This window comes from Geobacter anodireducens (assembly GCA_001628815.1).
Taxonomy (GTDB): Bacteria; Desulfobacterota; Desulfuromonadia; order Geobacterales; family Geobacteraceae; genus Geobacter; species Geobacter anodireducens.
Genome location: CP014963.1, coordinates 2,552,449 through 2,567,117 on the forward strand (window position 1 = coordinate 2,552,449; position 14,669 = coordinate 2,567,117).

Annotated in this window: 6 protein-coding genes, 2 pseudogenes and 1 other annotated feature; of the genes and pseudogenes, 4 read left to right on the forward strand and 4 right to left on the reverse strand. The window is 50.1% G+C overall.

Annotated features, from left to right (window positions below; genetic code table 11):
- The first annotated feature begins 4 nt into the window (after positions 1-4).
- Both A2G06_11740 and A2G06_11745 read left to right on the forward strand, forming a co-directional pair.
- On the forward strand, positions 5-1,450 hold the full coding sequence (locus A2G06_11740) for a transcriptional regulator (GenBank protein ANA40832.1): 1,446 nt from the start codon (positions 5-7) through the stop codon (positions 1,448-1,450).
- 16 nt (positions 1,451-1,466) lie between these two features.
- A pseudogene (locus tag A2G06_11745) lies at positions 1,467-2,029 on the forward strand (hydrolase).
- A 157-nt stretch (positions 2,030-2,186) separates the two neighbouring features.
- Here the strand turns inward: A2G06_11745 and A2G06_11750 are convergent.
- Both A2G06_11750 and A2G06_11755 read right to left on the reverse strand, forming a co-directional pair.
- Positions 2,187-2,563: pseudogene (locus A2G06_11750) on the reverse strand (hypothetical protein).
- A 63-nt stretch (positions 2,564-2,626) separates the two neighbouring features.
- Positions 2,627-2,703, reverse strand: a binding site (cyclic di-GMP riboswitch class I).
- Positions 2,704-2,785: 82 nt separating this feature from the next.
- Positions 2,786-3,013, reverse strand: a complete 228-nt coding sequence (locus A2G06_11755; GenBank protein ANA40833.1) for a hypothetical protein — start codon at positions 3,011-3,013, stop codon at positions 2,786-2,788.
- A gap of 389 nt (positions 3,014-3,402) precedes the next feature.
- On the opposite strand from A2G06_11755, the gene A2G06_11760 reads away from it, so the two are divergent.
- Both A2G06_11760 and A2G06_11765 read left to right on the forward strand, forming a co-directional pair.
- Positions 3,403-4,452 (forward strand): transposase, encoded by a 1,050-nt coding sequence (locus A2G06_11760; protein ID ANA40834.1) that lies wholly within the window; start codon positions 3,403-3,405, stop codon positions 4,450-4,452.
- 4,386 nt (positions 4,453-8,838) lie between these two features.
- On the forward strand, positions 8,839-9,924 hold the full coding sequence (locus A2G06_11765) for a transposase (GenBank protein ANA40835.1): 1,086 nt from the start codon (positions 8,839-8,841) through the stop codon (positions 9,922-9,924).
- A gap of 1,305 nt (positions 9,925-11,229) precedes the next feature.
- Here the strand turns inward: A2G06_11765 and A2G06_11770 are convergent.
- Both A2G06_11770 and A2G06_11775 read right to left on the reverse strand, forming a co-directional pair.
- Positions 11,230-12,162 carry a hypothetical protein gene (locus A2G06_11770; protein ANA40836.1) on the reverse strand — a complete coding sequence of 311 codons (933 nt, stop codon included), beginning with the start codon at positions 12,160-12,162 and terminating at the stop codon, positions 11,230-11,232.
- Positions 12,163-13,343: 1,181 nt separating this feature from the next.
- A complete protein-coding gene (locus A2G06_11775) occupies positions 13,344-14,651 on the reverse strand; it encodes a hypothetical protein (GenBank protein ANA40837.1) in 1,308 nt (435 codons plus the stop codon).
- Positions 14,652-14,669: the final 18 nt, after the last annotated feature.

The window sequence follows — 14,669 nt, forward strand, 5'->3', positions numbered from 1 at the left end:
TGCAATGGTACTGAACCGCATATTGGTTGCCGACGACGAAGAGAGCATGCGCTGGGTCCTCTCGAAGGCCCTGCGCAAAAAGGGATTCACCGTGGACCTCGCCCGCGACGGGGAGGAAGCTTTGCGCCTGGTCCAGTCCAACGAGTACGACCTGGCCATCCTGGACATCAAGATGCCCGGGTTCACCGGGCTGGAACTGCTCGACAAGGTGCGGGAGCTCAAGCACGATCTCCTCATGGTGATCATGACCGCCGAGGCGAGCATGAAAAACGCCGTGGAAGCCATGAAGCGGGGGGCCTACGACTACATAACCAAGCCCTTTGACCTGGACGTGATCGATGCCATCATCGAAAAGGTGAACAAGGCCCGGGAGATCACCTCCCAGATGACCATTCTGCGGGAAGAGCTGAAAGAGCGCTACCACCTGGAGAAAACCGTCATCGGCAATTCTCCTGCCATGCGGGAGGTCTACAAGACCATCGGCAAGGTTGCCCCCAGCGACGTGACCGTTCTCGTCCAGGGGGAGTCGGGAACCGGCAAGGAGCTCATCGCCCGGGCCATCCACTTCAACTCCAAGCGAATCGGCAAGCCGTTCATCGCCCTCAACTGCGCCGCCATTCCCAAAGAGCTGCTGGAAAGCGAACTCTTCGGTTTCGAAAAGGGGGCGTTCACCGGCGCGGTCGAGCGCAAGCTGGGCAAGTTCGAGCAGGCCAACGGCGGCACCATCTTTCTTGACGAGATCGGCGACATGCCCCTCGACCTCCAGGCCAAGATCCTGCGGGTGCTCCAGGAGAAGGAAGTGACCCGCACCGGCGGCAGCCAGAACATCGCAGTGGACGTGCGGATCGTGGCGGCCACCAACCAGAACCTGGAGGAACTGGTCCGCAAGAAGCAGTTCCGGGAGGACCTCTTCTACCGGCTCAACGTGGTGCCGATCCAACTGGTGCCGCTGAGGGAGCGAAAGGAAGACGTGCCCCTCCTGGTGGCGTATTTCCTCCAGAACGCCTGCGCGGAACTGGAGGTTTCATCAAAGAAATGCTCCCCCGAAGCCATGGCGCTCCTCACCACCCACAACTGGCCGGGCAATGTGCGGGAATTGGAGAACACCATCAAGCGGGCGGTGATCCTCTCGTCGGATCCGCTCCTCATCACCTCCGACTTCCCGGGGTTGTGTTCCCGCCAGGCAGCAGGCGAAGCACCCGCGGCGGACGATCTCTCCCTGGAGGCACTGGTGGACATGAAGCTGCGGGCGAGCCTTACCAAGCTGGACAAAATGGAGAGCGGGGATATCTACAACCTTGTCCTCAAGCAGGTCGAGCGCCCCCTCATCCGCTTCGTCCTGGAAAAGACCCGGGGCAACCAGGTGAAAGGGGCGGAGATCCTCGGCATCAACCGCAATACGCTGCGCAAGAAGATCCAGGAGCTGGGGATCGAACTGAGAAAAGACTGAAAGGAGGAAGCATCTGATGAAAATTATGGAGAAATTCTTCCTCGACCGGCAGCAGGCAGTGCTCGTGGTCATCGACGTGCAGGAAAAGCTCTGCGCGGCCATGGACCCGGAGGTTCTGGAACGCCTCACGAAGAATACCGGCATTCTGCTGGAGGCGCCCAGGAGCTCGGCATGCCGGTGGTTGCCACTGAACAGTATGCGAAAGGCCTCGGCTGCACCCTTCCGGTCCTGAAGGAGAAGATCGAGGGAGACGCCTGCGAGAAGATGACCTTCAGTTGCTGCGGCGACGAAGCGTTCCTGAACCGTCTCGCGGCACTGGGACGCAAGCAGGTCATCATCACCGGCATGGAAACCCATGTCTGCGTGCTCCAGACGGTTATCGAGCTCCTGGAGCGGGGCTACCACGTCCACCTGGTGCGGGATGCCATCATGAGCCGCCGCAAGGAAAACTGGTTCGTGGGCATGGAAGTGGCGCGGGACGCCGGCGCGGTCATCACATCCACTGAAACGGCCCTGTTCCAGCTCCTCCGCGTGGCCGGCACCGATGAGTTCAAGAAACTGTCGAAACTGGTGCGCTAGCGGATCGCTATCGCACGCCACCCATGGGCCGTCCGAAGGGGACGGCCTTTTTTTATTGTTGAATGCGCCGGGCTTCCCGGCATCACGGATTCGGGGAATAAAAAAGCCCCCTCTCCCAGGAGGGTAGGACGAGGGGGCACCAGAACGGGAGAATGGGTTAAAAGAGGAAGGTTACCTTGACGGAGAACCCGTTGATGAGCGGGTCCAACTGCCGGGAAATCCGCTGGCTCTGCTCGCGGATTTCGTCATGGGGTGCCAGGTCAGCGTAGCCGATTTCGATGGGAACGCCGCCGCAGTTGAGCGTCACATCGCCGGCGGGGCTGGCTGATATGCTGAAAAAGGTGGCATCAGATCGGGAGACGGGTGAGGCGGGAGGGGAAGAAACGATGGCCGATGAATCATGCCGGCGGCCGATGCGAGGTAGGCGGGAATCGAGTCCGCCAGTACCGGCGTCGCCGCAACAGCCACAACGAACAGTACGGCCGCACCAACGGCCGTGCCCCATCTGCGACAATACTCCCGAAAAACTCCCATTGCTCGTCTCCTTCCGGCACCGGATAAAGAACAAGCCGGGGCCGAACGTCGTCGTGCTGACATTTCGGCATCCCGGCTGTCTCAGAGAGACCCTGTGGGCTTTCCGTCCCACCCTCGCGGATGGTTTAGTATTGTCGTGTATCAACAATATGCGGTTTGCATGTGTAATGCAAACCGCATACCACCCAAGTAACGCTACTGTTCCCCTTTTGAAACCCACCATTAAAGAGAGCGCGCGACGAATCGAAACGACCGTGCGGTGACCTTTTCCGTCGTCCGATGACGAAAAAGGTCGCGATCAGGCGGCAAGCTCCGTGCAATCACGTCGTGATTGAGCCACAGCACCGGAGCCTGGGGCACCCAGGAATGATCGAACATGAGGCGCCCCACCGCCTGGAAGACCGACTTGGAAAGCTCTGCGCAGACGATGCTCCTGGGATCGGCGTTCACTCCCTCCTGATTTTGGTTGCATAAAATCACCGTGTTTTGTGGGGTCACATCGAATTTTCGGCGTTTTTACCACACAATAACTGCTATTAATATCAAGAATATCAACAAGTTATACTTTTTTCAAGGTATGACTATCCTACGGCTGAAGAGAGACGGCTACAACCCCGGACCACTTGCTGGTAGTCCCGCTCCAGGTCACAGCGGTGCTGCCGACATAGCTGTCGCTGGCGGTATGCATCACCGTGACGAAAGTTCTGCTCGTTTGCACATTGTGTGTAGTGCTGGTAATCACCAGACACTTGGCCGTTTATAAGGGGTGGCCATACCGCCCTTGAATGGATTAAAGATGAAGTTGCTCAGACAACATCTTTCCATCAAGGAGGAACGGTATGACCACCGCAGAGAAAGTAGCACGAAGAAAGCTCAGTTTGCTAGACCTTGCCGGAGAACTTGCCAACGTCAGCAAGGCATGCAAGGTCATGGGCTATTCACGGCAGCAGTTCTACGAGATCCGGCGCAACTATCAGACCTATGGTGCCGTCGGTTTGCTCGACCGCCTGCCCGGTGCCAAGGGACCGCATCCTAACCGGGTCGATGAGGCAGTGGAAACAGCGATTCTGGAGCACTGCCTGAACCACCCCGGTCATGGGCCGTTACGGGTTTCTCAGGAACTGTCCCTGAAAGGGATTCAGGTCAGTTCTGGCGGCGTGCGGGGTGTCTGGAGTCGGCACAGCCTGTTGACGAAGCAGGAACGTATGCTCCGGCTCGAAAAGAGTGTCAGAGAACAATCTTTCGAACTTTCCGACGAACAGATTCGGCTCTTGGAGCGTTTCAGCCCGGAGTTCCGAGAGCGGCATATCGAGACGAAACATACCGGCGATCTGGTGGCCGTGGACACCTTCTTTGTCGGCACTCTCAAGGGCGTCGGCAAGATCTACCTGCAGTCGGTGATCGACTGCTATTCCCGCTATGCCTGGGGCAGGCTCTACACTAACAAGCTGCCCCTAACCGCCGTGCATGTTCTCAACGAAGACGTGCTACCGTTCTTTGAGGAGCACAACGCCAGGATCAACACCATCCTGAGCGACAACGGCCGGGAATTCTGTGGCAGGCCGGACAACCATCCCTACGAGCTGTTCCTGCAGCTTGAAGAGATCGAGCATCGTACCACCAAGGTCCGGCGGCCCCAGAGCAACGGGTTCGTCGAACGGCTTCACAAGACCCTGCTGGACGAGCATTTCAGGGTCATGGGACGCACCAAGTGGTACGAATCTATCGAGGAGATGCAGGCCGATCTGGACGACTATTTCCGGCACTACAACCATGAACGCCCGCACCAGGGACGCAACATGAACGGCAGAACGCCGTACACCGCCTTCATAGAAGGCTTGCCAATGGACGAAGAATCGGATACTGAGAACTCGAATCTGGCAGCGTAAATCTGAAACCCATTCAAGGACGGACTGTCAGGTGATTACTGTCTCTGTACACTCTGCTAGTAATTTATCTAGGTATATAGCATTATCTAGTCGCATTTATGTAAATAGGTCACTGAGTCATGTCATTGCAACGAATTTCTTTCAATATCACTCAGACCAGTAAAAAGGTTACGCTTGTGATCAAACTCCATGTTTCTGGTGTAATCAGGATTCAAGAAATATTTAAAGCTGATTTCTGCAGTTTTATTGCCTTTTGGTTCAAATGTAATATCTCCATATATTTTCCCATACATGGCCCTTACTAGATTGCCATTCTTCACATCTGAACGAATGCGGAAATAATAATTATTATCTTTGTCAAAACTATTTTTGTATACATTTATAGGCGCAGCATTATTAAAATGTGTCAATTCGCTTACATATCCTTCTTCAGGAGCTAAACGACCTAATTTAAGTCCAGTGCCAATTCTGAGCTTTTGCTTTACCAGTTGTATTCCATCAAATTTATTGGCAAATGAAATAGTCAATTTACTCTTATAATTGTCCCAACCAAGGTATTGCTTCTCAAGTTTAAAGATCATATCTGAATGAGTTCCACCTCCATAAGGAGGCACCCAATCAAATTTGATAAGATCAAAACCTATTTTCTTCCCAATCGCCGGTATTTCAATCGGAGAGAATTTTGTGTTTCGTGCATACACAGGAACAAGATTGCCAATTTTATACAGTACAATCTTGACTTGTGGATTCCAAGGCTGCCAAAACTTGAATTTTACATCCTTAAAGGTATAACCCAACCCATTAACATAATAATTGTCCTTAGCTGCAGTTAAAGAATATTGATTAGTACCACTCAGAGTAGCAGAATAATTCCCATTATCATCAGTATATCCACTAACTGATTTTTCTCTATTACTTCCGACTCCAGTAAACGAAGCAATAGTTACTGTTGCAGCATTGATAGGTTTTTCTTGTTCATCAACTACTTTAACTGTTATTTTCCCTACATTTATATATTGATTACTCAATATACAACCACTAATAAATATAATAATAACAAACATCAAACAATACTTGATCATTTAAAGCCTCCATTGGTTACGAAGGCATCGAACAAAGAGTAAATATATAGATATGATATATCTATTATATCGCTATGAAGCCAAACATCATTATATTCAATATCTCGTCTTGGCCAAACAATACCGTCTCCTACTCTTTTGATGAAATCCATCTGCATATCAAAATTATGGCGTATATCCCCAAGCATCTTTATTGGATTCCTTCCTGCCGCGCCCGTTCTTGCCGGTATAGCTTCCGCCAAGAGCCTGTCGCGATTTATTGTCGCATAATCACTGCCAGTTAATTCATTGATTAAGGAGCTGTCACTCTGCTTGATATTGAAAAATGGTTTTGTTTTTAATTCATTTTCAGGAATATTATTTGCCAGGAGAGATGAAATAGGCTTTCCAAACGAAGCTGGTTCTGAATAATCATTCAAGTTAAATCCCCAGCCTCCGTAGGTACTGCCGGTATATCCTTCGACTGCCATACGCCCTTTCAGCTTTTCCTGAAGTGACCACGAATATGTGCCAACATACAAAATATTAAGCACCTTTCCGCTATTGATATCTTCTAAGCCAGGCAAATCAGGCGCTCCAAACAAATTTTCTTGATTTGGATGTATTCTAAATACCTGATCGCCTGAAGAGTAATAATTGTAAAGCCTATCCTTTGGAATATCTGTAAAGCGATTACGCCATGTTAGCTTTGATCGCCCATCTGGTGTCGTAAATTTCGTGTGCCATTCTGAGGCCCAAAGCCTTTCATTGTAATTGCTCCAGTCAAGATGGACCATATTTGGATCTTTCTCTGTATCGCCATACGCTTCAAGGGCTACTGCCGCATTAACCAAGAAGTATTTACTGATGTTGGCTTTCCAATCATTCATGGCACTGGAAACAAGCATATTTCCAAGGCTGTGAGCTGCCACAACCGTATCACTTCCATCTCCGCTAACTGTCCAATTTATAAAATTGGCAAATGTGGGTGCTGTTTTAAAAGCATGCTGAACATTGATGTGATAATTTCCCGTGCGATTCCCCCAAGGCCCATATATCCCTGACTTTCCCATCCATACCAAGATACGGCCCAAAACCTTGACTTTGAGCCTGACCAGTACAACCGTTTGAACATCTCGGCATGGAATCCCCTGGCCTCCTGACCATCAACGTTGTACCCATGCAGAGCAACAAGATTAGAGTCCGCGTTGCATTCGGAATCGGGGAAGTTCGCTGGCTGCTCACTCGGCAAAACAAAGCGATCCGGTTCTCCACCTGATTTTGAGTTGTGTTCAGGGAGAGGCCCATTGCCACCTTTTGCAAATTGAATTAGGTTCTTATGCCTGAACATCTGCTCCACGCCGTCAATGCTCAGGTTCAACTCTGTACTGAAGACTACCTTACTTTCAGTATCGTATACCTCGAGGAAGAGGGGGCCGCTGCTTTTGCCAACCCCTTCGATCAGAACGATCCCGTTTCCGAGGGTCGCTGCATTTGTAATAAATGCTGAGCTGAGCGTATTAAAGCCAAACTTTGTCCAAGTGGGTGGCGAAAACGGCCCCGGAAGGGAAAATCGTAAGGATCATAAAGATGATTAGAATTGTATTTTCTTTCATTGGTTGCTCCATTTGGACAGATTACGGCAGTCCAACCCCTTCTCCCTCCGACAAGTTGGAAAAGAGATTCCTTTTCGGATCAAATTCAAGGTTACGAGTGTAATCGGGATTGAGATAATAATGCATTTCGACCCCCCCATTCCCACCTACTGGACCAAATCTGATATCACCCAATATTTTTCCGTACATAGCACGCTTGAACTTTCCATTTTCAGTTTCAGAACGCACCCTAAATATATAGTTATTGTTATCCTCTTTAGCCGCTCTCGACCCATAAATTCCTGACGATACCCGCTTCGTCATTTTGGGTTGGTATCCTTCTTCTGGAGCAATACGTGGCAACTGAAACCGACTGCCTACACTAAAATCACCACCACGATTGTCTTTGATTAGCAGAATTCCATCATGCCTATTGGGAAAAGTGATCGTCAGTGTTGCATCAAAATTATCGCTATCCTTGTAAATCCTCTCAACACGGAAAATCAAATCGCGATGGACTCCTGCTCCATAAGGTGGCACCCAATCCGCCATCATAAGATCAAAACCAAGATCTTTATTAATTGCAGGAAATTGAAAGGTACGATTTCGTACATACATGGGCACTGGTTCGACAATAGGACGAAGCACTATCTTGATATTCTTGTTCCAAGGTTGCCAAATTCCTATGCTTCTTATGAAAAAGTCATGGTGGAATACACTGTTGTAATATCCAGCCTTTTTTACAACTCCTCCTGTGACACCATCACTTGATGATCCTAAGGAGCTAAAAGAACCATTTTTATCAGTTGTTCCCTTCGTTGCATCTTTTGTTAGGCAACCGCCGTAAAAACATAATTCGATATTTGCACCATCAATTGGCCTTTCTTCCTCATCAACTACCTTCACCGATATCTTTGCTACATGTACAAACCTCGCAATCAATGCCCAAGCAACAAAAACAACAACGAGGAGACTAAGAAAATAGCGTATTTTCATTGCAGCTCACCACCATTCATTACTTTGACCCAATCGTCGTACATTAGGCGAACATACGATTGTTTTCCTTGATGCGCTGAAAATGCCATCGGGTCCGGTCATCCCCTTCTCTGTCACAACTTTTTGTTGTCCTTTTCCGTCCGGCTCTCCGAATGAAATGCCTGCATTTACAGCCTCCATAGGATTCCCTTTTTCATCGACAACCTTTATAGATATTTTGGCTTCAGGAAAATCAAATGCTCGTGAACAACCCAGCAGCAAGACAAAAAAAAACTGACATCACATATACTGATAATCTGATCATTATTTCAGTCCTCCTAACGAGACAATGGTATCGAACAAGTTATAGATAAAAGGATATGCGACAGCCTTAAGGTCGCTATGCCGCCAGTTTCTTTCAAATCCCCTGACAGCAGGCCAATCCTTATTGTAGTTTTTGAACTTTTTTTCCATATCGAAATTGTTAGGCTCTTTTAGTGCGGCAACCAAGGAGTCTGCAAGAACAGATCGGGCCATCAACAGCGCAAGGACTATAACGATGATGATAATGTGCTTATTTTTTATTGACTACCCTATTTGGCTAGTTGTTTGATTTTAATTTTTAAATGCGTCGCAAAACGTAGTCTAATTTGTTAACAGTGGCCACTTAGCAGGCTGTTGAAATTCAAATAGAGAAAACAGCCGTTTTATGGTAGTTTATCGCGCATAACACTTTGCAATTATTGAGGAAAGTTATGCGCGGTTTTGACAGCAACACAGAAGCACTTTTTACCTATGTGACTCCTGAATCCTTTGTCCCGAAGGACCACCCCTTGCGGGCCATTCGTAAAATGGCTGACGAAGCCCTGGCAGGGATGGACAAGCTCTTTGACAGTATGTATGCCACAACCGGCAGATCGTCGATCCCGCCGGAGAAGCTCTTGAAAGCCCAACTGCTGATGATTCTTTACTCCATCCGTAGCAACCGGCAGCTGGTGGAGCAGATCCACTACAACTTCCTGTTCCGCTGGTTCCTTGGTATGGGCCTGGATGAGAAGGTCTGGGACCATTCCAGTTTTACCAAGAACAGCGAACGGTTGATCGGTTCCGAGGTTGCTGCCGAGTTTCTGTCACGGATACTGGCTCAGGCGGAAAGAAAGCGCCTTTTGTCACGCGAGCACTTCACGGTTGATGGCACCCTCATCGAAGCCTGGGCATCCATCAAGAGCTTCAAGCCCAAGGATGGTCCACCGTCAGCTGGCGGTGGAGGCAGAAACGAGACCGTGGATTTCAAAGGGCAGAAGCTTACCAACGAAACCCATGGTTCTGTTACCGATCCCGATGCCCGTCTCTACCGCAAGGGAAAGACCAAGGAAGCCAAGCTCTGCTACCAGGGGCACACCCTGATGGAGAACCGCAGTGGCCTGATTGTCAGGACCAAGGTAACAATGGCATCCGGTTCCGGCGAACGCGAAGCGGCAAAGACAATGGTGCAGCGTCTCCCCCGGACCACCCGCCGCATATCGCTTGGCGGTGACAAAGGCTACGACACGGAAGCCTTCGTCAGAGAACTCCGCCGGCTCAGGATCACACCGCACGTGGCGCAGAACACCACGAACAGAAAGTCGGCCATTGACGGTAGAACCACCAATCATCCGAACTACGCCATCAGCCAGAAGATCAGGAAACGGATCGAAGAAGGCTTTGGCTGGATGAAGACCGTAGGCAGGTTACGCAAAACGATGTACCGGGGAATCGAGAAAATCGCCATGCAACTTGACCTGCACGCAGCGGCTTACAACCTGGTTCGGATGAAAAACCTGGGCCTTGGTGTCACCTGACAGGGGGAACATCCCTCGAATCAGGCAACAACAGCAGCATATGAGGTTGATAAAGAGCAAAACGGCGGACTGAAACCCGATAAAGCGCTCAACTGATTCAAAAAAATCGAACTAAAAGTTCTTCAATCTCAAATAGGGCCGATTTTCAACGACCTGTTAGAGATGTCATTGCAGCGAATATATTTCAGACCAGTAAAAAGGTTACGCTTGTGATCAAACTCCATGTTTCTCGTGTAATCAAGGTTCAGGAAGTACTTGAAAATTATGGCAGTCCAACCCCTTCTCCCTCCGGCAAGTTGGAAAAGAGATTCCTTTTCGGATCAAATTCAAGGTTACGAGTGTAATCGGGATTGAGGTAATAATGCATTTCGAATCCGCCATTCCCACCTATTGGACCAAATCTGATATCACCCAATATTTTTCCGTACATAGCGCGCTTAAACTTTCCATTTTCAGTTTCAGAACGCACCCTAAATATATAGTTATTGTCATCCTCTTTAGCTGCTCTCGACCCATAAATTCCTGACGATACCCGCTTCGTTATTTTGGGTTGGTATCCTTCTTCTGGAGCAATACGTGGCAACTGAAACCGACTGCCTACACTAAAATCACCACCATGATTGTCTTTGATTAGCAGAATTCCATCATGCCTATTGGGAAAAGTGATCGTCAGTGTTGCATCAAAATTATCGCTATCCTTGTAAATCCTCTCAACACGGAAAATCAAATCGCAATGGACTCCTGCTCCATAAGGTGGAACCCAATCCGCCATCATAAGATCAAAACCAAGATTTTTATTGAGGGCAGGAAATTCAAACGTTCTGTTTCGAACATACATTGGGACAGGTTTAACAATGGGCCTAAGAACCACTGTTATTTCCTTATTCCACGGTGATAAATAAATTGTTTTTCTCGGATAAAACATGTACCCGAATGCGCTGCCATAATAGCCTGCCTTCGAAATTCCGCCACCGACATGCCCATCTGAACACCAACCCATATAACTAAATTTGCCGTTACTGTCGGTGACTCCTTTGATAGCTTCTTCCGTCAAGCAACCGTATTTAAAACAGAGTTCAATATTTGCATTTTGTACTGACAATCCAGTTTCATCTATTACCTTCAGGTTAACCTTGGCGACTGGTGGCAATATTTTCCAAAATATCCAGGCCACAGATATAACAATCAATATAATAATTATGTTCCTTTTAATCATTGCAAATCACCAGTGTTTAGTATTTTTACCCAGTCATCATATATTAGCCTGACATAAGGATAGGCAACATAGTAGAGATCATTATGCTTTCAAATATAATATTGGGTGTTTCTCACCCACGGTGCATTTAGACGGTCTAATAGATATTTTTTCTGTATATTGACGTTTCTCTTCAAAGTCCCCTTATCAAAAACACTTACTCCATCATGCCCAGCAGCAAAGGTGAGCGCAGGAATTTCATTGGCAAGTAATTGTTCTTGCTTTGCAATTGAAAGCATGAAACGTGTTACAAGCTGATCTGAATACAAAAACCCATTATCAGCATCTTTTTTAAAAAATGGTTTTGTTTTAAGGACATTTTTATCAAGTGCATTAGCTTCTGTTGGCTGAATAAGGCCACAGATCCCAACCGAATCAATGCATGAAATGTAATACCCGTCATCCTTGTTGAATCCCCAACCACCATAGCTCATTCCGTCATTAATCATCCGCCCTTTTGTCAGTTCCTGAAATGCCCAGGGATAAGGTCCGAATTTCTCGGGATAAAAGCAGGAAATTTCGAAATTCAAATCCTCAAGCCCCGGTACATTATCAATATTTGGCGGATACGTCGTAGGTGTGCCCACAGAGGGAATAACATAATCAAAAGGCAAAAAAGCTTCGTCAGTGGGCGCAAAGAAGACGAAAGTCTTATTGCCCGGGTTCTCTCGGACTCTGCTAAAATAGTCTCGCCAAGTCAATTCAGCTCGAACGTCTGGCGCCAGGAACTGCTTGTACCACTCCGAGGCCCACAGGAATGGTTTATACCCTACCTCGTTATTATCTTCGTGCGGGTAGCGCCATCTGGGGTGGAACATGGGGGCCTTCGTGTTTTTATACCAATCAGAACTGGAGTCATATGCCCCATTCGCCCCTTCATAAAAAGATGTTTTGGGGGTGTACGCCTCTGCGGCCACGGCAGCATTAATCATGAGATAGCGGTAATAATCCATCCCTTCCTGTATTGCAGTGGAAAGGACCATGTTCCCTAGGCTATGTGCCGCAAATACTGCATTTCCTAGCCCTCTATCTCTGACAAAGCCTTTAACCAGCATTGAAAGCATGTCTAACATTTACATGGTAATCTGGGGAGCGTTGGCCAACACACGGCAGAGGAAGGGGCATTTGTGAATCGTACCCATACCAGGTTAGCCGACGCCGAACCCGGTTCTCTCGCTGGGTAGCTGAGATTCTTGTACGGAAGTGCACCAAAGATTGGGCGCTTTTTCTGGTGCACCATCCGATCGAGACTATCCCTGAGTTCCTCCAGTTCTGTACCGGTGAGAATTCCATCCTCCAGTACCGCTTCAATCTTGGACAGATACCGCTCCACTTCCGTAGCGTATCTGTCGGCCATCGCGTCATGTCGGTCAACTGCCTTACCTGATACAGACATGGCATGTTCTCGCCGTGCTGTGAACCTCTCCTTGAGAATGAGATGGGATGCCCTGACTCTTTCGGCAATGACACGAAATCTAGCAACCTCTTCAGAGGTTGCCTCTCACTTCTTCAGCCTTTGCGCAGTTCGCGCCAAAATATCACTAGTTTCTCTGAACTCAGCGGAAAGCTCTTTTTCTACATCAACCGCGCCTGCAAACGCTGGGATAAATACAGAGGCAATTACATAAAGAACAAGCCGTACATACCTTTTCACGTTTCCTCCATCGATTAGTCATAGAAAATCTATCCGGATGGATAGGATGATTACCATCCGCTGTCTATAAACTGGGCCTTAGAGTTTCAACGTTGATTTTGCAGGAGACGGCCAAAAAGCTAAAACTCAAATAATTTTAACAATATAGCACACAAAGCGGGCGAGATGCTGACTCAAGCCGGGTTCGTCACGCAGGCTTGGCTCGCCATAAATCCGCTCCGCCACTGGACTGCATCAAAACGATGTTTAGTGGATAAATGTGACACATTTAATGTAAGTGGTCTTATCTTGTCAAGCACTTTATCACCACGAACACACTGCCTAACCCACTGTAAATTAGCGACGAAACCAATATCGCACCAATATATGTTCGTGCGGCGAGCCTGATTTAGACGCAAAATATCACGTGTTTTTTTGAAAACCCGGAGACCTTCAAGTAAGCAGCCGGATACGAAAAGAGCCGCCCCATGGGGCGGCTCTTTTTTCGCGTACCGAGTACCCTTCAGACAATCAGGCAACGAGCCGGCGGGCGATGATGTCATGGTTCAGCCACAGCACCGGAGCCTGGGGCACCCAGGAATGATCGAACATGAGGCGCCCCACCGCCTGGAAGACCGACTTGGAAAGCTCTGCGCAGACGATGCTCCTGGGATCGGCGTTCATGGCCATGAGCGCGTCCGACGCGGTGAGCATCAGGGCGGCCTGCTCCGGCGTGTTATGGCGGGGCCACTCTTCCAGCTTGCCGAAGGATGCCAGAACCGGCGAAGCAAGGTAGGCATCGGCCTGGGCCAGCACGGCGTCCATGGTTTCCCCTTCCTTGAGCAGCGCCTGGCAGGCGGCGCGGATGCCGGCTGCCGCGGAGGAGCCACCTTCCCGCGCAAGGGCGTCCAGCAGCGGATACAGGGAAAGTTCCACCCCGAGGAACAGGGCGCTGGAATTCGTCTGGATCTCCGGCGAATTGTAGACCGTGGCCTTGACACCCTGCTGCCAGGCCCGGCAGGCCCATTCCTCAAGGCGGATCTTGGCCCACCCCTGCAGATAGGGGGTGTAGGATTGCCACCGGTACTCGCCGCCGACGAGCACCTCGCAGCCATGGTAGCCGTAGGCTGCGTAGGAAACCCTGGCGCCGGCGCCTTCCGCCCGCGCCCGCAGCGGAGCGGTGGCATCCACAAGGGCACCGAAGGTGTCGGCGGTCACCTCGTCGAAGGACAGGCTGCACAGCCGCCCCACGTCGGAGTTCCAAAAGAGCTCCGAGGGGAGGAAGCGGTCTCCCTGGCCCTTGAACACGCGGTTGAGAAGCGGCATGAGGGTCCGGGCGCGGGGAATGCCACCGGCCATGGTGTGCACGATCAGGAGATTGGCCCCCGCCGGGACGAGCCCGTCGAGTTCCCGCGCGAACTCGGCCAGGTTGCTCCGGAAGCGGGCGAGCCCCTTCCGGCGCGACTCTTCGATGGCGGCCATGTCAAGGGCGGTTGTGGCTACGGTCTCGGGCTTCACCCCCTTGAGCCGGTCGACCGGGGTGAGCCCATCGCCGGCAGGCTCCAGATCGAAACCGGCTTCCAGCGGGACATTAATGATCTTTCCCCCCAGGTTCGCCTCGGCTTCGGCCAACTCTTCGGCAGTAAGGGGGCGCACCGGCCCGTTGTTGTCGCGGCGGCCCACCGTGGCGCCGACAATGGTCATGCCGGCCTTCCGGGCCTCGTCAACGATGCCGTTGGCGTAGCCGCGGCCGAACAGCTCGCCGAAGAGGACGAAAACATCGCCGGGGCCATAGCCGGCAGCGGCGGGAACGTCACGGAGCGGAGTGTATGTGGTCATGATTGATTCCTCGATTCG